At 43.7% G+C, this 21,998-nt stretch carries 19 protein-coding genes; all 19 read left to right on the top strand.

Annotated elements, in window-relative coordinates:
- Position 1: 1 nt before the first annotated feature.
- Positions 2 to 778, top strand: coding sequence for a hypothetical protein (locus tag Dvar_RS30100; RefSeq protein ID WP_419656821.1), 777 nt, complete (start codon positions 2 to 4; stop codon positions 776 to 778).
- Positions 779 to 1,151: 373 nt separating this feature from the next.
- The gene (locus Dvar_RS30095; protein ID WP_419656820.1) at positions 1,152 to 3,128 is read left to right on the top strand and encodes a TonB-dependent receptor; all 1,977 of its coding nucleotides are present in this window, start codon (positions 1,152 to 1,154) and stop codon (positions 3,126 to 3,128) included.
- A gap of 45 nt (positions 3,129 to 3,173) precedes the next feature.
- Positions 3,174 to 4,880, top strand: a complete 1,707-nt coding sequence (locus tag Dvar_RS30090; protein ID WP_419656819.1) for a choice-of-anchor U domain-containing protein — start codon at positions 3,174 to 3,176, stop codon at positions 4,878 to 4,880.
- Between the two features lie 46 nt (positions 4,881 to 4,926).
- Positions 4,927 to 5,298, top strand: a complete 372-nt coding sequence (locus tag Dvar_RS30085) for a translation initiation factor Sui1 (protein ID WP_419664179.1) — start codon at positions 4,927 to 4,929, stop codon at positions 5,296 to 5,298.
- A gap of 75 nt (positions 5,299 to 5,373) precedes the next feature.
- On the top strand, positions 5,374 to 6,045 hold the full coding sequence (locus Dvar_RS30080; protein ID WP_419656818.1) for an HAD family hydrolase: 672 nt from the start codon (positions 5,374 to 5,376) through the stop codon (positions 6,043 to 6,045).
- Positions 6,046 to 6,367: 322 nt separating this feature from the next.
- On the top strand, positions 6,368 to 6,988 hold the full coding sequence (locus Dvar_RS30075) for a hypothetical protein (RefSeq protein ID WP_419656817.1): 621 nt from the start codon (positions 6,368 to 6,370) through the stop codon (positions 6,986 to 6,988).
- 616 nt (positions 6,989 to 7,604) lie between these two features.
- Positions 7,605 to 8,681: a dTDP-glucose 4,6-dehydratase gene (gene rfbB / locus Dvar_RS30070; RefSeq protein WP_419656816.1), complete on the top strand. Its 1,077-nt coding sequence runs from the start codon at positions 7,605 to 7,607 to the stop codon at positions 8,679 to 8,681.
- Positions 8,612 to 8,779: a sugar phosphate nucleotidyltransferase gene (locus Dvar_RS30065; protein WP_419656815.1), complete on the top strand. Its 168-nt coding sequence runs from the start codon at positions 8,612 to 8,614 to the stop codon at positions 8,777 to 8,779. Before rfbB ends, Dvar_RS30065 begins: the two co-directional genes overlap by 70 nt.
- A 5-nt stretch (positions 8,780 to 8,784) precedes the next feature.
- A complete protein-coding gene (rfbD, locus tag Dvar_RS30060) occupies positions 8,785 to 9,648 on the top strand; it encodes a dTDP-4-dehydrorhamnose reductase (protein ID WP_419664178.1) in 864 nt (287 codons plus the stop codon).
- Positions 9,649 to 10,024: 376 nt separating this feature from the next.
- The gene (locus tag Dvar_RS30055; RefSeq protein ID WP_419656814.1) at positions 10,025 to 11,182 is read left to right on the top strand and encodes a DegT/DnrJ/EryC1/StrS family aminotransferase; all 1,158 of its coding nucleotides are present in this window, start codon (positions 10,025 to 10,027) and stop codon (positions 11,180 to 11,182) included.
- A gap of 22 nt (positions 11,183 to 11,204) precedes the next feature.
- Positions 11,205 to 12,032: an amidohydrolase family protein gene (locus Dvar_RS30050; RefSeq protein ID WP_419656813.1), complete on the top strand. Its 828-nt coding sequence runs from the start codon at positions 11,205 to 11,207 to the stop codon at positions 12,030 to 12,032.
- A gap of 51 nt (positions 12,033 to 12,083) precedes the next feature.
- The gene (locus Dvar_RS30045) at positions 12,084 to 13,019 is read left to right on the top strand and encodes a DapH/DapD/GlmU-related protein (RefSeq protein WP_419656812.1); all 936 of its coding nucleotides are present in this window, start codon (positions 12,084 to 12,086) and stop codon (positions 13,017 to 13,019) included.
- A gap of 27 nt (positions 13,020 to 13,046) precedes the next feature.
- Positions 13,047 to 14,489, top strand: coding sequence for a lipopolysaccharide biosynthesis protein (locus tag Dvar_RS30040; RefSeq protein WP_419656811.1), 1,443 nt, complete (start codon positions 13,047 to 13,049; stop codon positions 14,487 to 14,489).
- Positions 14,490 to 14,508: 19 nt separating this feature from the next.
- Positions 14,509 to 15,240, top strand: a complete 732-nt coding sequence (locus Dvar_RS30035) for a sulfotransferase (protein WP_419656810.1) — start codon at positions 14,509 to 14,511, stop codon at positions 15,238 to 15,240.
- A 30-nt stretch (positions 15,241 to 15,270) separates the two neighbouring features.
- Positions 15,271 to 16,227, top strand: a complete 957-nt coding sequence (locus Dvar_RS30030) for a glycosyltransferase family 2 protein (RefSeq protein WP_419656809.1) — start codon at positions 15,271 to 15,273, stop codon at positions 16,225 to 16,227.
- A 227-nt stretch (positions 16,228 to 16,454) separates the two neighbouring features.
- Positions 16,455 to 17,249 carry a WecB/TagA/CpsF family glycosyltransferase gene (locus Dvar_RS30025; protein ID WP_419656808.1) on the top strand — a complete coding sequence of 265 codons (795 nt, stop codon included), beginning with the start codon at positions 16,455 to 16,457 and terminating at the stop codon, positions 17,247 to 17,249.
- 209 nt (positions 17,250 to 17,458) lie between these two features.
- On the top strand, positions 17,459 to 18,397 hold the full coding sequence (locus tag Dvar_RS30020) for a glycosyltransferase family 2 protein (RefSeq protein WP_419656807.1): 939 nt from the start codon (positions 17,459 to 17,461) through the stop codon (positions 18,395 to 18,397).
- Positions 18,387 to 19,709, top strand: a complete 1,323-nt coding sequence (locus Dvar_RS30015; RefSeq protein WP_419656806.1) for an O-antigen ligase family protein — start codon at positions 18,387 to 18,389, stop codon at positions 19,707 to 19,709. The genes Dvar_RS30020 and Dvar_RS30015 overlap by 11 nt, the downstream gene beginning before the upstream one ends.
- Complete coding sequence (locus tag Dvar_RS30010) at positions 19,693 to 21,957, top strand: endo-1,4-beta-xylanase (RefSeq protein ID WP_419656805.1); 2,265 nt, start codon at positions 19,693 to 19,695, stop codon at positions 21,955 to 21,957. The genes Dvar_RS30015 and Dvar_RS30010 overlap by 17 nt, the downstream gene beginning before the upstream one ends.
- Positions 21,958 to 21,998: the final 41 nt, after the last annotated feature.

Below are 21,998 nucleotides of genomic sequence, written 5' to 3'. Positions count from 1 at the left end.
TATGAAAATAAAAATAAGTCTGTTGACGGTGCTTTGGGGCGCCCTGTTAGTCAGCTTTGCGGCGATTGACTGCCAGGCGGCGCTATATGCCGATGTACTGTGCTACTACGAACAGGGATTGAATGCCAATGATGGGTATTGGACGCCCGAGAACGCCGTTAGCCCGGATGGCAGCACACAGCCGTCCGGCCTGGTCAGCCTTGGCGGTTGGACGGATGATCCTAACTATGGCTCGGGAAATCCCACGGGGCTGATGCTTGGTTTCTCGACCGCCATCGCCAACGGCGATGGGGCGGATTTATACGTGCACGGCAATGACGGCGGGTTTGGCTTCTGGGAACCCGGCTATATCGAAGTGGCCATGGAATCCTCAGGCAGTGGGGCGACGACCGACGGATGGATGGATGAAACCTTTTATCTGATTAAGCCCAGCAACTACGATGACCTGCCCAATGATCCGCGCGAGGGACCCATCGCGCATGATACCTTTGCCCAAGATGATATCGGATACGCGGATGTGGACGGTGGTGAAAATATCGATCTGGACTGGGCCATCGACATGGATGGAAACGCCGTGGAATTAACGGACATTGCCTATATTCGGGTTAGAACCGTTACCGATGATCCGGCGGGCATCTTTGGCTACTACACCACCGAGATCGATTATGTGGAAGCAATCAATGGGACGGCCCCGTCTGCGGTGCCCATTCCGGGTGCTGTATGGCTGCTGGGCTCAGGCCTTTTGGCCGCCTTAGGGGTAAAGCGAAAAACACACTGACCGGAGATCAAGGATCGCTGCGCATGATGATGCCTCCCTTTACGAGATGATCGGATACGCTGGATTGGACGCAAAACAAGCGGTTAGACTTTCCATTGGAAAGTGCAAAAAAATTGTCGGCCATAATTTCGGGCCATTTTCCCCCCTACTGCTGAACTGAAATTGAATATCGGCTTTCACACGGATTTGAAGACAAAGGCGGGCAGCATGCAAAAACCAATGGACCTGCCGGGTGAACCTTGGCGACCGGCAGGTCTGACTCACCTTTATCGCTTCGCTGGGGCGGACAGATAGCGCCTTTGAATCAAAGCGTTGCGATCAGTGAGTGGCGTTGCTGTAAACGTAATTACAGCTTGGCTATATGAGAATAAAAATGAGAAAAACAGCGTGTCGGCTCGGTACAGCCTTTTTACTGCTGATCGCCTCTTCTCCGGTATTCGCCAAAGACACCGACGACGATATGCCACCGGTATTTATGATGGACGAGGTAGTGGTGACTGCGACCAGGGATGAGCAAAAGACCGACCTCGTTCCCGCCAAGGTGACCGTCATTACCCGCGAAGATATCGAAAACAGCACGGCCAACCATGTTGCCGATCTGCTGGCCACGGAAGGCAACCTGGTTACCAGCAGCACCCTGGGCAATGGTAAAAGAACACGTATCGATATTCGCGGCATGGGCGAGACAAGCGTCAGCAGCGCGTTGGTTTTGGTGGATGGCATCCGCATCAATCCGTCCGACATGAGCGGTCCGGACCTTACGACACTGTCACTGGATCAGGTGGAACGGATCGAAATTTTGCATGGTGCCGGGTCGGTGCTATACGGTGACGGCGCCGTCGGTGGGGTGGTCAACATCATCAGCCGGCCCGCCGGGGGCAAAACCAGTTTTGGCGTCAAGGCGGCCGCGGGGAGCTTTGACGCATTGGATGCCACGGCAGAGGCCAGGGGCAGTCTGAAGTCCTTGCACCTTTCGGCGGACGGCAATATTGGCGATATAAACGGTTACCGTGAAAACGGATATTTTTCGAATCGCAACCTGAATATCAACGCTGCGCTGGATGTCGGCGAGCAGTTCAGCTTAAGTGGCGGCTTTCGGTACCATGAGGATGAGTATGGTTTGCCGGGCTCCCTGACCTTGGATCAATACGAACAAGACCCCCGGCAAAGCATGGATGAGACCGGGAGCCACGGCAATACCGAGGAGAACAGCAAATATCTGGGCCTCGAATGCGATTTGTCGGATTATGGCGTTTTCACGGCGCGGTTCACTTCCAGGCGGCGGGACAACGATTGGATGCTTGTGGACACGCCGGGGCTGATCGAGGAACTGAGCCGGGATCTTACCCTCAAGCACCAGTGGAACCATGCCTTCAGCCGTGTCGCAAACGGGCTGACACTGGGGACGGACATTCACACGGCGGACTATTTTCAGAATGCTTCCTTTGCCATCAAGCGTTTTGATGTGGATCAGCTGGGGGTTTACCTTCTCGATCGAATCACGCTTTTTGACCGCTGGACCCTGCAGGGCGGTGCCCGCTACTACGATTACGAGAATGCCAACAAGGACAGTGGCGCCACAGCCGGCTGGGACGGCTGGGTCTATCATTCCGGGCTGGTCTATCAAATGGCCGGCGGTGCGTGGATCGACGGAACCCTGTTTGCCAGCTATGCCACCAGCTTTCGCATTCCGGATATCGACGAATGGGGGTTTTCGACGGACACGCTGACGCCCCAGCAGGGCAAACACATTGATGTGGGCACCAAGCTGAAATTTGTCGATAAGATTCAGGTGGACGTTACCGGTTTTTACATCCGTATCCAGGACGAGTTGTTTTTCGACGCGCTGAACTACACCAATGCCAATTACGACCGGCCCACCAAACGGACCGGTGTGGAGGTCGCCGTGCGCTGGTATCCAGATCCCCGCTTGCGACTGTGGGCCAGTTATACATATACCCGGGCCCGCTTCGAGAACATCGATCTGGACGTGGCCATGGTGCCCGAAAACAAGGCCAGCGCTGGAATCAATGCCGACCTGTTCGCCGGGCTAATCGCTGGAATTTCATACAACTATGTGGGTATGCGCCCCCAGGGCGGAACGCCCACAGTCAATTCGACCTACGCCAGGATGCCGGCTTACCAGGTGGTGAATCTGAAACTAGGCGCCAAGATTCCCAGGCTACCGCTTTCGGCCGCCTTCACGATAAACAACCTGTTCGATGAGAAATACTATACCAGCGCGTATTACGACAGTGTCTATCCGGCACCGGGAATCAGCTTTCGGGTGGAACTGTCCTATCGCTATTGCTGGTCAACGGTCAACGACGCGGCAATGTGCGCCGTTTAAATGTCATCCATCAACGGCCGTTTTTGGGCCGCGACGAGGTGCCCCATGGGTTTGATTTGCCGATTCTGTACGCTTGCTGTGATTTGTCTGGCCTGCCTGTTTAGTGCCGCTCCGCTGTTGGCCGAATATGGCGACAATGCCGGCCCTTATCCGATGGATACGGGGATTCACGGCGGCAGCCGTCTGGATCCGGATGCCTATCCGGCACCCAATCCGTACCTGGCCGGATGGGCCACCGATGTTATCGACTACGCGCGTAACGGCACGGATGTCACTTTTGGCGATCCTTCGGACACCTTGGGCCAGCCGGGGGGCACGGAAGATGTTTTCTCACTGGGCGACGGGGGATGGATCGTGCTGGGCTTCGCCCAAGCCATTCGCGATATTTCCGGTTACGATTTTGTTGTCTGGGAGAACGGTTTCTTTCAGGCCGGCACTGAGGGCCCGGAAATGCTGTTCGCTGAACTGATGTTCGTCGAAGTGTCCACCAATGGCACCGACTTTGCTCGCTTTCCCAGCGACAGCCGCATTCCGGCGGCTGTCGGCGGCTTTGGGAGCATTGATCCCACCTACGTCCATAACCTGGCCGGCAAACATCCCAATGGCAATGACGGCCGTGACGAGGGGACGCCCTTTGACCTCGCGGATCTGAGCGACCATCCGCTGGTGTTGTCCGGGGCCGTGAACCTGGACGACATCAACTATGTGAAGCTGATTGATGTTGTCGGCGATGGGTCGACCGTCGATGCGTCGGGCAACGCCATCTATGACCCGTATCCCACGCCGTTTGCCTCGGGCGGAGCGGACCTGGACGCGGTGGGGATTCTGCAGGCGTCTTTGCCGCCCGACGCACCATCACTGGCGTCGCCCGCGGACGGTGCCAGCGGCGTCATGCTTACCCCCGATCTCGTTAGCGGGGCCTTTGCCGACCCGGACGACGGCGACACCCATTCCAAGAGTCGGTGGCAGATTGCTGAGTCTGATGATTTCGTTTCTCCGGTTTTCGATGCCCTCAGCCCGGTCAATCTTGTATCCCTGCCGGTGCCGGTCTTTATCCTCGATGCGGCAACGACCTACTCTTGGCGTGTGCGCCATATCGACAGCCACGGCAATCCTTCCGACTGGTCCGATGTCTTTTCGTTTACCACCGGTGAGCGTGACATGGCTGACGACAATGATAACGGTGTCCCCGATGACCAGGAAAGCGGTCCCATCGCCGATCTGGACCAGGACGGCTGCGACGATGCCATTCAGGATGATTTCAAAGTCGTGGCATTGGCCGAAAATGGCGGTCAGACGGGTATAACGGCACCGGCCGAAGGCGGTGTGGAACGCGTTCAGGCGATCTATGGTGACGATCTCCCGGCGATACCCAACGAAAAGGATCAGCTGCTGGGGCAGGTGGCCTTTTGTCTGAGCGTGGCAGCCGGTGCCACCGTTGAAACGGTTGCTTACTTTTCACCGTGTGTGACCGGGCAAACGCTTTGCTGGTACATGTATGATTCCGTTTCAGGGTGGACGGATTTCAGTGACCATAGCAGCATCGAGCATTTGGCCGATAATCGGGTCAGAATCCGCCTGACGCTGACCGACGGTGGTGTTGGAGACAGCGACGGCGCTGCCAACGGCGTCATCGTCGATTCCAGTGGAATTATTTTATTGGATAGCGATGCATCGGACAGCAGCGCGCCAACCGATACCGATAGCGATGTGGGCGGCGGTTGCTTCATCCGTTCAATGGTCATCCAATAAATAAAAATGGCAAGCTTGCATTGCACCGTGGTTCATTGTAATGCTTATGCGCATGAATCGCTACGACAATAAAAATAGCCGCCTGGTCTATTCCACCGAGGGCGGTGGCTTCTGCCAACCCTGCGGGAAAAAACTGGATCGCTGTCGGTGCGGCAAATCCGTCACAACACGGTCTGCGGATGGTGTCGTCCGGGTCGGACGATCCACCAAGGGGCGTAAGGGCAAGGGGGTGACCGTGGTTAGCGGTATCCCGCTTGATGCCGGGGCATTGAAGCAGGTGGCCAAGACCCTTAAACAAAAATGCGGCAGTGGTGGTACGGTCAAAGCCGGTATCATCGAGATTCAAGGCGATCACCGGGATTTGCTTGTGGCTGAACTAAAGGCAATGGGGTACACGGTCAAGCGGGCCGGCGGGTAACGACCCTTCGGCTGCCTTCTGGCTTGGTGTATCGGTTTTCTGGATATGGACCAGTAGCATGAGGGAGCGCTGAAGATGGTAAAGAGCAAATCCACAACGCCGACACGGGCAATCATTTTCGATCTGGACGGAACGTTGTTGGATACATTGGCCGATATCGGTGATTCGGTAAACCAAATGCTGCTCGAATACGGTTTTTCTGAACACACGCTGGATGATTATCGTCGTTTTATCGGTAACGGCCTAAAAATGCTGGTCATGCGGGCGTTGCCCATCGCTGGCCGATCAGAAGAGATGGTACGTGTCTGCGTGCAGCGGGCCCGCGAGATTTACTGGGACCATTGGAACCGCAAGACAAGGCCGTACCGTGGCATCCTGGAACTGCTCGACGCCCTTGAAGAGAAAAACATCGCCAAGGCGGTGCTTTCCAACAAACCCCATGATTTTACGGTCAGGTACATTGAGGCCTATTTTGATCGATGGGCGTTTGCGGTTGTCATGGGCCAAAATGATCATTTCCCGGCCAAACCCGATCCCTCTGCAGCGCTTGAAATCGCCCGACGGCTTGATATACCGCCGGCGGGTTTTCTGTTTGTTGGTGACAGCGCCGTGGACATGAAAACCGCTATATCGGCCGGTATGCATGCCGTGGGTGCCGGTTGGGGGTTTCGCGGCCCCCGGGAACTCACCCAAAACGGCTGCCAGTCATTGGTAAGCGATCCCTTGCAAATATTGAATTTGCTCTGAGAGCCTGTTTGAGAACAATTGAGACAACGCATGGGAGGATCGCATCAATCTGTTTGTGAAAAATGAGTTAAAATTGTTGGCCAAATAAAAATGCAATTGCTGATAACCGATTCCTATGATAAATATTTCACCCTTTAAACGATTCTTATTAGCCGATACCATTTCTTTTAACATCAATCTAATACTGCACAGTTAGTATCTATTTCCTATCACTTGCGGTGGGGCCACACGGTTACGTTACCGATGTGGCGATGGGAATGTGCTGTTCTGTGAATCCGTTTGGGCACAGGCAAAAAAACAGTTCGGTTTGTTGATTAAAATTATGATGCCAGACGCATTTGAACTGCTCATACGTGTATTGTGCGACCGTCGTCCGCCCGCTCCGGCGGATGCGGCATATTTGTATTGCACGACCACGGACAACCAGATGTCCGTGTTCAGGGCTGCCAGGAACATGGTCGATCAGCGTTTAACCAAGAAAATCCTGGTTTATCAGTCGGCGCCGATGGGGGGGTATCCAGGGGGGGATCAATGCAAAGCGGGGCTCCAAGCGGCTGGTGTCCCGGCAGGCCACATCTGCGATCTTCCTTCAGGCGAGACGGATTTCATTCACACACTTATCGAGTCCCAGACCCTGGTCCGCTATGCAAAGGACCAAGGGTTGATTTCACTGCTTATTACCTCACCTCCATTTCATCAGTTGCGGGCGTTCATGACCGCTGTCAGCGTGGCGCTTCAAATATATCCGGAATTGATGATTTTTAGCTACCCCGGTTCAACCTTACCATGGATGGAGACGGTAACCCACTCCCAAGGTACATTGCAGGCGCCGCGTCGCCAACTGATCAAGGAAGAGCTGATACGCATTGAAGCATATCAGAACAAAGGTGATTTGGCGCACTTCGAACCGGTACTCAGCTACATGAATCAGCGGGATGGGTGAATATGGGTTCATGACAAATTGTGTTCGATTCTTCTGGGCAGATGATGAAAGCGATGCTCAATCTAAGTGATGTCAGCCGTTTCCGTTACTTCGGTATTATTTCCCACTATCCGTACAAATGGAGAAAAAATTGTAAACGATGATTGCGTGAGAAACCAGTCCGCTTTCGATTAACCCAACGCGATAAATATAAATAGGTTATATTTATTAATGGGTTAGCCTTGAGATGATTGGCGCGGTACGTATCTTGCTAAAGTGAGGACATTGCGATTCGATTTGTGCGGGATACGTGGCCTGATTCATTTGTTTAGCAAAGAACATATTCCATTACCAACACATTCATATTCTCGGCGTACCACTGGAGAATACTCACTTTCCAGAGGATGGTCGATTTGCCGGATACTGCTGAAAACAATGGGAACCGACATTTGTAATTCAGGCGGCGGAGCTATCGCCGAATCCCACTTGTGCCGGTGCCCGTCCACCCGCCTCGGCGTTTGCTGAAATGGCAAAGCTGAAATGGTAAAAAAACAAGTGACATCCAGTCTTTTTTTTGTTTACAATTCCATTGTGTTTCAAATGAATGAATTACGCTTATCAACTAGTTAAAAACAAAATGAATAAAAAAAACATCCTCGTAACCGGCGGCGCCGGGTTCATCGGAGCCAACTTCGTCCACCACTGCTTGGCCGAAAAAATAGGTTTGATCGTCAATCTGGACAAACTGACCTACGCCGGCAACTACCAGAATTTGGAGCGTCTGGCGTATAATGCCGATCACGTTTTCGTCCGGGGAGACATCGCCGATCAATCACTGGTCCAGTCGCTGTTGGATGAATACCAACCTGGCGCTATTGTCAATTTTGCCGCCGAAAGTCATGTAGACCGGTCTATTACCGGTCCGGATGACTTTATTCAGACCAACGTCGTCGGTACGTTCCATTTGATAGAGGCCGCACTGCAGTACTGGAAAGGCTTGTCCGCAAATGACCGTTCCGCTTTTCGTTTTCTGCATGTATCCACCGATGAGGTTTATGGAACCCTTCAAAAAGATGATCCGGCATTTATGGAAACCACGGCCTATGCCCCGAACAGTCCCTATTCAGCATCCAAGGCCGCTTCGGATCACCTGGTCAGAGCCTATCATCACACCTATGGGCTGCCCACGTTGACCACCAATTGTTCCAACAACTACGGTCCCTACCAGTTTCCTGAAAAACTGATCCCCCTGGTGATCCACAATGCACTCAAGGGGATCGAGATACCGGTCTACGGTGACGGCAGCAATATCCGTGACTGGCTCTATGTGACGGATCATTGCCGTGCGATCAGCGCCGTGCTGGACGCCGGCCAGCCGGGATCGGTGTATAACATCGGTGGAAACAGTGAGAAAACCAACCTGGAGGTGGTCCACACCATTTGCGCCATTTTGGACCAGCGGGTTCCGCGTGAGGAAAATTTGTCCTATGATGCGTTGATCACATTCGTTACTGATCGGCCAGGGCACGATTACCGCTACGCCATCAATGCATCCAAGATCCGCCGGGAGATCGGGTGGCGTCCCCAGGAGACCTTTGAAACCGGTATGGCCAAAACCGTAAAATGGTATATTGATCATGCCGCATGGGTGGAGAACGTCACCACGGGGAATTACCAAAAATGGATCCAAACCAATTACGGACAGCGGACGTGAAGAGAAAAGGAATCATTCTCGCCGGAGGTAGCGGCACCCGTCTTTATCCGGTTACCATCGCCATTTCTAATTTTTCAAAGACGGAGGTGTTTCCGTGAAAGTAATGATTGTTGGGGAAAACGGTCAGTTGGGGAAATCGCTGATGCATACGGCGCCATCAACACTCACTGCTTTTGCGCTGGACCTGCCGGGCTTTGATATCAGCGATGGGGACCAGGTAAACCAGACAGTGGAGGACGAAAGGCCGGCGGTGATCATCAACGCATCGGCATACACGGCGGTCGACCGGGCCGAGGAGGAGCCGGATCTGGCCTTCCGGGTCAACGCCACGGGTCCCCGCCATCTGGCCTTGGCCGCTAAAAAAAGTGGGGCACGCCTGATTCATGTCTCCACCGATTATGTATTCGACGGCCGCGCATGCAGCCCTTATCCACCCGATGCGCCCTGTAACCCCCTGGGCGTGTACGGGAAATCCAAAGTTGAAGGCGAACGCAATGTTCTGGATGTATTGGAGGCACCCGTGATTATCCGGACTGCATGGCTCTATAGCCAGTATGGAAACAATTTTGTCAAGACCATGCTGCGTTTGATGAGAGAAAAGCCTGAACTAAAAGTCGTGGCCGATCAGGTCGGAGGGCCAACCTGGGCAACCACCCTGGCCGGGGCGATCTGGCAAATCGTGGCGAAGAAAGACCTTAAGGGCATTTTGCATTGGACGGATGCGGGGGTGACCAGCTGGTATGATTTTGCTGTTGCCATTGCCGAGGAAGGCCTATCCCGCGGGTTGATCGAAAAACCGATTCCCATTCATCCGATCCCCACGTCCGAGTATCCCACCTTGGCGGCGCGTCCGGCGTATAGCGTGCTGGACAGTACCGCCTCCTGGCGGGCATTGGATATTCAGCCGGTCCAGTGGCGCGTGGCATTGCGGCAAATGTTGGATTCCTTGAGCGGTGTCCAAGCATAACCCCAATGCTGCAACGTTGGGGATAACTGTCGCGAAATAATTGTAGAATCGACTATCCGTTCATACAAATAAAATTGGGTAAACGATGAATCTGTGCATCAATAAGGATCATCCAGACATCAACGGATAGTACTAAAAAACGCCGTCTTTCATTTACTTAAACACGCCAATCAACAAACTTCATTTGTTCTCTTCAGCTTTTCCACCGACCTACACGAAAAAATAAAAAACTATGAATCGGTCTTTTTCAAGTTGAATTTTTATTCTCCTACTAACAGACTCAACGATAAGTGAATTGCAACATTTCAGTTTTAGACCGAATCCGAAGAGTGATTAATACCGAATCAATAAAATTAGCATAAGAGGTAATGTTTTTATGATTGAACCATTTGAAAAACCAATATACGTGACCAAGCCTTTTTTACCAAAACTCGAAGAGTTTTGCGCAGGACTTGAAGAAATTTGGGAAAATCAATGGTTGACAAACAATGGCCCTATTGTCAAGCGGTTCAGTCAGGAAATATCGAATTATTTTGAAACTGAAAATGTATGTCTGTTTACCAATGGAACCCTGGCACTGCAGATCGGTTTGCAGGGGATGGGAATAGCGGGTGAGGTGATCACCACACCGTTTACTTTTGTGGCTACTACACATGCCTTGTTTTGGAATAAAATAAGACCTGTATTTGTAGATATTGAACCTGATTATTATACACTTGATCCAGAAAAAGTGGAGGCGGCCATAACACCTTGGACAACGGCTATTTTAGCGGTTCATGTTTTCGGCCATCCATGCCAATTAGAAGCTCTTGCAGATATTGCAAACAGACATAACCTGAAGTTGATCTATGATGCGGCACATGCCTTTGGCGTGCGTGTAAATGGCGAATCGATTTCACATTTTGGGGACCTTAGCATGTTTAGTTTTCATGCCACCAAGCTATACCACTCAATCGAAGGCGGAATGTTAACATTTCAAGAACCGAGTATGAAAAAAATTTTTAACTACCTTAAAAATTTTGGTTTTGAAAATGAGATAGAGGTGGTGATGCCTGGAACCAATGCCAAGATGAACGAAATGCAAGCCCTTATGGGAAGCATCGTGCTTAAACACGTGGATAATATTATCGATAGGCGAAGGCTAATAACTGAAACCTATTTTGAAAGATTGGATGGCCTTGCTGGTATTCGATTGAGACCAGCATTTGCAAAGGAACTCAATTATAATTTTGCTTACATGCCTATTGAAATAGATGAAAATGAATTTGGAATGAGCAGAGATCATTTTTACGATGAATTAAAAAAATACAATATATTTTCGAGAAGATATTTCTACCCTTTGATTTGTGATTATGCATGTTACAAAAAAAATACTGTCGGAGATCCACTAAAAGTTGCGAAAAGAGTGGCTGAAAAAATTCTAACGCTTCCTATCTATTATGATCTTGATTTGGAAGATGTTTATAAAATATGTGACATTATCGAATATATAAAACAAAGAAGATATAAAAAGAAAACATTTGCCGCAGCTTAATCCAATGTGAGGGTAATATGATATGAAGGTAATAGATTTCAGGGTGCGTCTGCGAACATCACAAATGCTAAAACCATGGGATATAAATAATCCTGCTCCGCATTTCAAGCAGTATATTGATTTGTATCATATGAAACCACGGTTGGCGGAACAAAGTGTTGAGGCGTTTGTTGATAATATGAATGATCAAGGAATCAGCAAAGCTGTTGTATGTGGGGGGACTATTGAAGACAATGAACATTTACTCGAAGTGAAAAATTCTCAATTTGGAGAAAAATTTTTCTATATTGCGGGCATACATCCAAACTATGGAATAAGAAAAAATTTAACAATACTTGATAAATATAGAGAAAATGGCTTCCTGGGAGTGAACATTAGCCCATACATTTGGGGGGTAAAAGCGAATTCAAAAGTCTTGTATCCCATTTACGCTTATTGTGAAAAGAACGGAATGATTGCAATTGTGCATGGTAGTTTGCACTATAACAGATTTCAAAGTATGTGGGTCGGTGACCCGAAGTATATGGACGAAATATGCATGGATTTTCCTGAATTGAAACTTGTGATTTCGCACGCGGGAAATGGGTTTGGCGTATTGGGATTGGCAGTCGCACAAAAACACCCCAATATATACCTAGAATTCAGTGCGTTGTGGCCAAAATACTTGCCTGAAGCAACACTAACGGCTGTGAATTCATATTTAAAAAACAGATGTCTTTTCGGCACCGATTATCCTTTAGTGGATTTTAGTCATGGCCAAAATGCTTGGTTTGATGCACTTAAGCCAGAAAATAGAAAATTGTTCTTTTATGAAAACGCAATTAATTGTTTTTTTGGGGATCCAATTTAAAGTCGATTTTAAAATTAAAATATAAAATAACAATAAAACGGATCAATCAGTATGACGATAACATTGAATATGATTCAAAAGTGTTTGAAGAATAATGATATCAAGTTTGAAGTCGTTGGTGATATTTCATCTGTAGAAAAAGTATCAGCAATAGGAAGCAGTGTCCGTGATTCTGTTTGTTATTACGTCGGTGATGAAAAAGACTTATTGGCGGGAATTAAAAGATCAATTATTTTCTGTAAGCCTACTCTTGATATCGATATAGAAACTGGTAATTCTTATATTTTAACTGATCATCCGCAGTTGTGTTTTTATCTTGTTTCAGGTTTGGGTGGTAAAAATGAAAAACCAACAATCAACAAAAATTCATGGATTGATGAAAATGCTTGCATTGGGGAAAATGTCAGTATTGGTCCATTTTGTACAATTGAGAAATGTAGCATTGGAGATAATACCGTAATAGAATCGGGTGTTAAAATCCACAGAAATTCTGTAATTGGAAAAAATGTTCATATACAGGCAAATTCAGTTATTGGTGCAATAGGCGTTATGTGGGCGTGGAGTGAGGACGGACGGAAGATTCGATGCTATCAAAGTGGACATGTGATAGTAGAAGATGACGTTTTCATTGGATCGAATGTTAGTGTGGTCCGCGGTGCATTCGAGAATTTACCAACTGTAATCGGTTGCAATACAATGATATCCCATGGAACTATGATTGGGCATGGTGTAATAATTGGTTATTCAAACCACTTTGCAAACAATGTGTCCATCGGTGGATCCGTTAAAACTGGAAAAAATTGCTTTTTTGGATCAGGGGCATCAGTAAGGCCACATGTTTCATTGGGAGATGATACAACCATCGGTGCTGGTGCAGTAGTTGTAAAGGACACCATTGATAGCGGAATGACGCTAGTGGGCTGTCCAGCAAAAGGGATTCAATCAACAAAAAAAAATCAATCCGGTGTTCCTTCTCCATTTGTATAGTATCAATCAATTACAATGAATGCCTATATGAGTTCTACTATTCTAAAACAAAAAGCTATCGGCGGTATAACTTGGAGCCTTATAGAGAAATTCGGAATCCAAGTTTTGAAGTTGATCATAGGCATCATACTCGCTCGTTTACTCACTCCTGCAGATTTTGGATTGATTGGTATGGTATCCGTATTTTTCATTGTTGCCCAAGTGTTTGTAGAGAGTGGATTTGGACAGGCTTATATTCAAAAAAAGGAAGTTACTGAAGTTGATGCAAATACAATATTTTACACGAATTTGGCGATCAGTTTATTCGTTTATGGAATGCTATGGATGGGCGCACCCGCAATAGCGGGGTTTTATGAGCAGCAGGCCCTGGTTGATCTGATAAGAGTAATGGGACTGATCATTATCATTAATGCGTTTAATGTGATTCAAATTGCGAGGATTTGCCGCGAAATAGACTTCAAGCGAAAAACGAAGATTGCTTTGACAACGGGGTTGGTCTCCGGTGTAGCTGGAATCGCTGCTGCTTGTAATGGGCTTGGGGTATGGAGTCTTGTGATCCACCAGATGGCAACCATATTCTTAACAACTGCTGGCCATTGGATTACGTCCAAATGGAAACCTGCCTTGTCTTTTTCTTTCGAATCTTTTCGAACACTTTTTTCATTTGGGGCATGGGTGTTGGCTTCAAGTATAATTCGTACTGTCTTCGATAATATTTACCTTTTGATAATTGGTAAGTTGTTTCCGGTAGCGCAACTGGGATTCTATACAAAAGCAAAGCAATTCCAGCAATTATCCTCTGTTCAATTTGCAGGAGCTGTAGCTGCAGTAGCATTCCCGGTATTATCTAAAATTCAAGAAGATAAAAAAAGATTAAAATATAGTCTAAGTAAATTTTTAACTCATAGTCAAGCAATCATTCTACCACTAATGATTACTTTAATTGTAATAACAGAGCCTTTTGTATTAGTTGTCTTAACTGAAAAATGGTCACCAATGATTCCATACATGCAGTTACTATGCATTATTGGTATACTTTATCCTATTCATCTGGTCAATGTACAGTTTCTGCAAGCTCAGGGCAAAAGCAATCTAAACTTTAGATTGGCATTGATTAAGAATACATTTCGTATATTAAACATTGCTGTAATGTATAGATGGGGAATTGTTTTTATAATTTTAGGTGAAATTTTTGTCTCCGTACTATCTTTAGTTATTAATACATTTTACACTAAACGTCTTATATGTTATGGAATCATAGATCAATTAAGAGACATTAAGCAATTAATTATTTCTTCTGTTCTATCAGGTCTTATTGGGTACGCTATAACTTTGAGTGTTGAAAATATGTATGTTGCTTTGATAGTAAGGATATTTGTTTGTTTAACGCTATACATATTATTTCAATACTTATTCAATAGAAGGTTTTTCTTTGAAATTTGGAGTTTAAAAGAAAATTTCATAAAATAAATATTTTGGGAATGTTGGATTGTTAAAAAATAATAAAATTAGAAAAATATTTAATTTGATACACTTTCCTTTTCAAGTTGGAAGAAAAAAAATCTTTTGTATTTCCATGCAAAGGAATGGCACTACATCTGTGGGGGATTTCCTTTCTGAGCACGGCATTAGAGTCGCTCGCTGGAAAGACTCTGTTAATAACAATTGGACCTATCATTGGAGTTTGGGTGATTTTGAAACTATATTTAACAGTATTGCATTTAAATCATTTCAAGCTTATGAAGATGATCCTTGGTGGATGCCGGATTTTTATAAAGTTTTGTATCACCGGTTCCCGAAATCTAAGTTTATACTTTTTTACCGTAATAGTGATGATTGGTTTGATTCTATGGTCAGGCACTCTGATGGAAAAACATTGGGAAATACATATAGGCATTGTAAGATATATAGACGTCTATCCGAATTTTATCAGAAATTAGATAGTCAAAAAGGATTTAAACCAACTGCCAATACTGTTGATAATCTAATGTTAATAGAGGAACGCAGTAGAAACCATTATAAAATGGTATATGAGGAATATAATAGAGAAGCTACAGAATTTTTGTCAAAAGTATCGAAAGATCAATTTTTTTTGTGTAGCTTGTATGATTCTGAAAAATGGCATAAACTAGGAAAATTTTTAGGGATAAATGTGAAGAATAATTATAATGTCCATTCTAACAAATCCAATGCTCATAATATTACATCTCGTTTAAACTAAATATAATAGTGATTATTGATGAAATATTTCATGACAGAAAATGAAATTATGAGGACTTGGAAGGGTGATCCTTCAAATCCGATAGTAAGCATCTGTTGTATTACATATAACCACGAAAAATATATACGTGGTACAATTGAAGGCTTTTTAATCCAAAAAACTGAATTTCCATTTGAAATAGTAATTCATGATGATGCTTCTACCGATAATACCGCCAAAATACTAAAAAACTATGCAGAGCAATATCCGAAATTAATCTTCCCTATTTGGCAAGAAGAAAACCAATATTCAAGAGGTGTAAAAATTTACCCATCATGTGTCTGGCCTAAAGCGAGAGGAAAATATATTGCTCTGTGCGAGGGAGACGATCATTGGATTGATTCGAGGAAGTTGCAAAATCAAATGAATTTTATTGAAAAAAATAAAGATTACATAGCCGTTACAGAAAATTCTATAGTACGGTATGATGACGGACGCGAAATCTTGTTCAGTAAAAAACCTTCTCGAGACATAAAAATTGAAGAAGTTATAAAAAATAGACAGTTTGCAACTGCATCTATTTTATTTAGAAACTGCATAAAATTTCCTGTTGAATTTAACGGATTAATAGCCGGAGATACGCCGTTGTTCATTTTGCTGCTGCAAAAAGGAAAATTAAAATATTTTAATAGAATTACTTCAATTTATTCAAGAGGAAAACAAGGAGTCACCTATAATTTTAATCGTAAAATTGGAGATTTAGAAAAGCTAATAATATATTATAGAACTTTGGATTCGTATTTAAATCATAACTTTAAATCAATTTTCAAAGATCATATTGCAGTAAATTATTTAGACATAGCAAAGGTAAGTATTAAAAGTAAAAATTTTGGTTCCTTTTTTAAAAATATTTATTTGTATTTAAAAACCAAACCAAATGTAATTTTTACTTATTTGATAAATTTATTTAAATACAAATATAAAATCACTAAAAGCTTTGTCCCATGAATTAAACAGACTCATATTGGATCTAAATTATTAAGTATTTTATAACCAATGCACCAGCTAAGGAATGTAATAAGCTTTTTTGCTTACCCCCCCCCCCCCACTTTCCAAATCTATCGTAAATGGAATACTCATCGTTGTGAGCAATACGATTTGGTATTACTATCTCAATTGTTTTCTCAGATCATAATGTATATTAATTTTATTAAACGGAAACCAACTCAAATCAAATGAAGAATATCAATATACATAGATCAGACTATTTGGTCCCATCAATTATGCTTGGCGGATGGCCAGTAGTGAGGGTAAATCGGCAAGACTTTGCAAAATTAATGGTAGTTGATTGCTTTGCTGCACGTAAGGACACTAATGAACTAAAACCAAAGTTGGTTTTTGATATTAATGGTCATGGTTTATCTATGGCACAGACTGACCACAAATATTGGAAAGCCTTAAAAGAAGCGGATTACATCCATGTTGATGGACAATCACTAGTTCTTGCATCGAAATTGTTATCCCAGACTCCCTTGATTGAACGCATTGCCACAACGGATTTTTTCCATGATGCAGCCTTGGTTAGCCAAAAAAAGGATCTTCGGATGTACTTTTTAGGAGCTAGTGAAAAAATTAATACTACCGCTGTTGATAGAATTCGCAGACTCTATCCAGAACTACTGATCTCTGGGCACCGACACGGATATTTCAGAAAAGAAGAAGAATTGTCTATCTGTAAAGAGATAGTTTCTTGTGGTACAGATATACTCTGGATTGGATTAGGTAAACCAAAGGAACAACTATTCTGCATCCGAAATAAGGAACGATTAAATGGGATTGGATGGCTAATTACTTGTGGCGGATTATTCGATTTTTTAGGTGGACGCAATAAACGCGCCCCAAAATGGATGCAGATTGCAGGTTTTGAATGGCTGCATCGCTTGATACAAGATCCAAGGAGGTTCTTTTGGCGTTATTTGACGACAAATATACATGCAACATTTCTTTTATGTTTACGGCGAGAGATGTAAACTTTTATTAGAGGGTATTTATTGATTGAAAAACAAACCATTATTAGCCAATCAGATAAGTGAAATAAAGAAAACATTTTTCGAACATAATTATTGTTTTACTCACATCAATGTTAGTGAACACTAATTACTTTTATTTCGTCTAGTTCATTGCGAAATTCAAAATCAATAAAGACACTTACTATTCAGTGACTATGGAGTCCCCCTTTATGGAAAAGATCGAAAGAATTGTAATAGGCATACCGACTTTTCGCCGACCTTGGGGGCTATCTCGGCTACTCTCGTCAATCGGAAAATTGAATGTCCAGTTCGACCTGCATATTCTAGTTGCAGATAATGATAAAGATAAGAAACAAGGACTTTCAATAGTCGAACAAACAAAAAAAAATGGATATCCATTTCCAATAACAGGGATTATTGTATCAGAACGAGGCATCTCTCAGGTGCGAAATGCATTGATGCAAAATGCATTTGAAATGTTTGGAGCAGATGGATTGGCAATGGTTGATGACGATGAAACCGTAGAATCCAATTGGCTATCAGAACTGGTCGCAATGCAGGAACAAGGAAATTATGATGTTGTGGGAGGACATATATTGCCTGACTTTGAACTGCATCCTCCACGATGGACATGCGGATTGACAATTTATTGGCGTAAGATTCACAAAGCAGGTACTATTTCCTTTCTTCATAGAACAGGAAATGTTTTCTTAAGCCGAAGCATACATGAAAAGTTTAGTGGATGTGTTTTTGATCCGCTTTTTGGACTTACTGGTGGAGAAGATAAAGAGTTTTTTACAAGGCTCAAGAAGAAAGGAGCCTCATTTGGATTTGCTCCTGAAGCTATAAGTTATGAATATATAAACTCCAGCCGGATGACAAGGCGATGGGCTTTGAGAAGGGCATATCAGATCGGATGTAGCGATGCCAGGATTTTTAGACTCCATGAAGTATCGAAACGAGATTTGATTTACGAGCTGATTAAAATACCAGGGGCTATAGCCGTCCATCTTTTGTTTATTCTTGTTACTGCATCGTTACCGAGTCGTCATATGCAAGGTTGTGTGAAGCTTGCACGTCAATTCGGTAAATTGAATGGTGTGTTTGGCAGTCCTCCACAAATCTATAGGGTTATACATGGAAAATAATGGTTTTGATGATTCAGGACTTGTTAAGAACCCTTTGGCGAGAGGTTTACTGTCATGTTCTTGGATTTCTTTTTTGTTCATCTCTTTTGGCGGCTTGAAGTCATTTGCATTTCGTACAGGTTTTGATGGGGTGTCAGATGTTGCAGAAATTGGCTGGACTAGCCAAATCATTATCGTTGGTTTAGGATGCTTGGTCATTTTGGTCACTATTCTTTATATGTATGGTGATTTTGGGAAAGTACGAAGGATTCTTCCTTTTCCAATCTTTTTGGTTTTTGTTTGGTGTGTCTTGACTTTATTCGGGTCTTCTGTTCCTCTTATTGGACTCCGACGTCTTATCTTAACAATGCTGGTAGCTTTATCTGTCTTTTCAGTAGTGCAAGGTCTTGGCCCATGGTCTGCGCTACGTCTTTTTGCACTTTGTATTGCGATTTTAACAGTAGTAAGCGTTTTAGCATGTTTAACTTTACCCAGTGCAGTGCATCCGCCAACTGAGCATAATGTCAATCTAATTGGTGCATGGCGCGGAATTTTCTTCCATAAGAACCATGCTGGTTTGGCGGCTGCCTTGTGCGTGCTATTCAGTTTCTTTTTTTGGCGTATGAAACAGGGGCAAGTTTGGTTGGCTGTTGCGATTGCGGGGATAATCCTTTTAGTAATGTCAAGATCAAAAACATCCCTTATACTATGTTTACCATCGCTTCTATCTGGCGTTTATCTTGGAAAGCTTAAGGGAGCACGTCGCGATATTCGTGCGATTGTTACGCTTTTTACAGCAATAGGCTTGATTACGATAATTACGATGACACTGATCATAGCAGGTGATAAAATATCTGCAATTCTTGATGACCCTACCGCATTTACTGGAAGGATGACCCTTTGGAAATCCCTTTGGAGTACGATTGTTGAAAACCCTTTTATGGGGGTTGGCTATGGTTCTATCTACAAAACAGGGATTCGTACTGTTATATATAACCCAACGGTTACTTGGCTTTCTTATTCAGTTCACGGTCATAATGGTTACCTTGATGTACTGGCATCAACTGGTATTATCGGTTGTTTTCTAACTGTTTTTGCATTTTTGATCACCCCATTTTTACAGATTACAAGGTGGGCTCATTCTTCTTTTCAGATCATGGCTGAGTTAATGTACGCTATTTTAGCTTTTCTAATCTTTCACGAACTTTTAGAAACTTCTTTGTTAGATAGGACAAGATCCGCATGGATCGCCTTTTTATTTGTTTATGCGGTAGCCGAAGCAATCTTGATTTATTCAAAAAGAGGATTACATAAAAATGGGAAAACACCCTAAGTTTAGTGTGGTTTTGCCAACATACAATAGGGGACATGTATTAAAAAAAGCGATTGATTCTGTTCTGGAACAATCCTTTCAGAATTTTGAGTTGATTATTGTGGATGATGGCTCTACTGATAATACCAAGGAAATTATCGCGGGTATCAACGATGCTCGAATACTATACCTCTATCAGGATAACGGAGGAGGTTCAAAGGCAAGAAATACTGGTATTAAAACTGCAACTGGCGAGTATATAGCATTCCTTGATTCCGACGATTTATTCATCGCAAATAAACTTGAAAAAGTTTTTAAAATAATAGCTAATATCGAAGCTGATGTGTATTTCTCTTATGCAATTGTTGATAGAGGAAATGAAACCACTGCTTTGAAGCCCAGCAGGCCTATAGAAAATAATGAACCAATTGATGAATTTTTATTCTGTTCATGCGAAACAATACAAACGTCAACGATGATTGTGCGTAGCTCTGTTGCAAAAAAAGTAAAGTTTAAAGATGGGCTAAAAAAGGGGCAAGATATAGATTTTGCCATACGTTTATTTTCAAATAGGGCAAAATTTTTTTTTATTGAAGAACCCCTATCAATTTGGACGGATAAAACTTCCCAAAATAGAGTTTCTCACGTTAATTGTGGAAGCGATTTAGAATCATGGTTGATAAAGAGCAAAGAAAAAATTAGCAGCCGTGCTTATTACGGATTTAGGGCTAATATCCTTAGTTATGAAATTGCCGCAGCGCAGCCTATTAGAACAATAATTGATCTATTAAATGGTTTGTTGTTCGGTGGGACAAGTCTCAATCGTACATTTCATTCTGCAGCAAGAGCATTTGTGCCAAGACGTATTTATAGACAATTAGTAAATTTTGTCCTGAAATCAAACAATACTTTTGCTGTGGGCAAAACTTTAATAATAGTATTTTGCAGTTTTGCATTTCTTATTTCTACTACTGCATTTGCATATAAAGGTCGTAATCTAGACGCGGATTGGAGAGAAAAAGCAGAACAGAGAATAGAATCTTACCGTAAGGCTGACTTAACTATAAAAGTGTTAAATGATGAAGGTAAGAAGATGGAAGGCGTGAAAGTACATGTAAAAATGAAAAAACACGCTTTTGCATTTGGGGCGGCTGTTGGTGCACGAATGTTAACCAAAACTGATGAAGAATCGGAGCGGTATCGTTCGCTCGTATTGAATCAATACAATAAAGTTGTATTAGAAAATGATTTGAAATGGGATCCGTGGAATGCAAGTAAGACCAGTCCATTAGGCAGCAAGTATTATCTTCCGCAAACTTTCGCGGCATTGCAGTGGTTAAAAAAAAATGATATCGCAGTGCGTGGTCATTATATAAGTTGGGGGCCTGTAGAAAAATTACAGACTTATAAAAAGTACAATTCTAATCCAGAAAAGTTTTATCAACTGCTGTTTGCGCATATAAAAGATAAGATGTCTGCTGTTAATAACTTGGTCGATGAATGGGATGCAATAAATCATCCCATCGCTTGGAATGATAAGCTTATTAATTTGGATGAATTATTTGGAAAAAACATCTATGTAGATATTCTTAAGTCAGCAAGAGAAATAAATCCTAATGTTAAGCTCTATGTAAATGATGGGGGTATTCTTCCCAATGGAAATGGAAAATTTAATCAGAAGAAAAGAGATAAGTATGAAAAGTTTATTCGATATCTTATTGATAATGAAGCGCCATTAGACGGCATTGGATTTATGGGGCATTTTACACAAAAACGATTAACTGCGCCTACTGATCTTTATAGAATTGTTGAACGTTTTGCTTCTTTTGGATTGCCATTGCAAGTAACTGAATTCGATATTCGCTTCGCTAAACCTAAAAAAATATATAATTTTTCAAAAGAGGAACTTCGGCTTCAGGCCGATTATACCCGGGATTTCATGACTGTGATGTTTAGCCACCCAGCGGTTGTTGGAATTGTAATGTGGGGATTCTGGGAAGGGCATCTCTACCAACCGAGTGCTTCATTATATAGTCCGGATTGGACGATCAAGCCAAATGGCGAGGCTTGGAATAATCTGGTATTTAAAAAATGGTGGACAGATGTAAATGGAACAACAGATAAAAAAGGAATATTTCAAAATCGTTGTTTTCTTGGTGACTATGAAATTGTCGCTGAAAAAAACGGAGAAAGATTAACAAAATTGATTAAGCTTACAAAGGATAGAATAAATATCGATATTTTCCTTCATCAAAAAAAGAAAAAATAGATCCGTGCTAAAGCTTATTTTTTTGGTGATGAACTTAAATT

The organism is Desulfosarcina variabilis str. Montpellier, from assembly GCF_048565275.1.
GTDB classification, from domain to species: Bacteria; Desulfobacterota; Desulfobacteria; order Desulfobacterales; family Desulfosarcinaceae; genus Desulfosarcina; species Desulfosarcina variabilis.
Note: the sequence above shows the minus strand (reverse complement) of the source record. Positions and strands in the feature narration are given on the sequence as shown.

Bases quoted from the DNA above. Each gene is read 5' to 3' on its own strand.
- Dvar_RS30100 (WP_419656821.1), top strand. From the start codon at position 2: ATGAAAATAAAAATAAGTCTGTTGACGGTGCTTTGGGGCGCCCTGTTA.
- Dvar_RS30095 (WP_419656820.1), top strand. From the start codon at position 1,152: ATGAGAAAAACAGCGTGTCGGCTCGGTACAGCCTTTTTACTGCTGATC.
- Dvar_RS30090 (WP_419656819.1), top strand. From the start codon at position 3,174: ATGGGTTTGATTTGCCGATTCTGTACGCTTGCTGTGATTTGTCTGGCC.
- Dvar_RS30085 (WP_419664179.1), top strand. From the start codon at position 4,927: ATGCGCATGAATCGCTACGACAATAAAAATAGCCGCCTGGTCTATTCC.
- Dvar_RS30080 (WP_419656818.1), top strand. From the start codon at position 5,374: ATGGTAAAGAGCAAATCCACAACGCCGACACGGGCAATCATTTTCGAT.
- Dvar_RS30075 (WP_419656817.1), top strand. From the start codon at position 6,368: ATGATGCCAGACGCATTTGAACTGCTCATACGTGTATTGTGCGACCGT.
- rfbB (WP_419656816.1), top strand. From the start codon at position 7,605: ATGAATAAAAAAAACATCCTCGTAACCGGCGGCGCCGGGTTCATCGGA.
- Dvar_RS30065 (WP_419656815.1), top strand. From the start codon at position 8,612: ATGGGTGGAGAACGTCACCACGGGGAATTACCAAAAATGGATCCAAAC.
- rfbD (WP_419664178.1), top strand. From the start codon at position 8,785: ATGATTGTTGGGGAAAACGGTCAGTTGGGGAAATCGCTGATGCATACG.
- Dvar_RS30055 (WP_419656814.1), top strand. From the start codon at position 10,025: ATGATTGAACCATTTGAAAAACCAATATACGTGACCAAGCCTTTTTTA.
- Dvar_RS30050 (WP_419656813.1), top strand. From the start codon at position 11,205: ATGAAGGTAATAGATTTCAGGGTGCGTCTGCGAACATCACAAATGCTA.
- Dvar_RS30045 (WP_419656812.1), top strand. From the start codon at position 12,084: ATGACGATAACATTGAATATGATTCAAAAGTGTTTGAAGAATAATGAT.
- Dvar_RS30040 (WP_419656811.1), top strand. From the start codon at position 13,047: ATGAGTTCTACTATTCTAAAACAAAAAGCTATCGGCGGTATAACTTGG.
- Dvar_RS30030 (WP_419656809.1), top strand. From the start codon at position 15,271: ATGACAGAAAATGAAATTATGAGGACTTGGAAGGGTGATCCTTCAAAT.
- Dvar_RS30025 (WP_419656808.1), top strand. From the start codon at position 16,455: ATGAAGAATATCAATATACATAGATCAGACTATTTGGTCCCATCAATT.
- Dvar_RS30020 (WP_419656807.1), top strand. From the start codon at position 17,459: ATGGAAAAGATCGAAAGAATTGTAATAGGCATACCGACTTTTCGCCGA.
- Dvar_RS30015 (WP_419656806.1), top strand. From the start codon at position 18,387: ATGGAAAATAATGGTTTTGATGATTCAGGACTTGTTAAGAACCCTTTG.
- Dvar_RS30010 (WP_419656805.1), top strand. From the start codon at position 19,693: ATGGGAAAACACCCTAAGTTTAGTGTGGTTTTGCCAACATACAATAGG.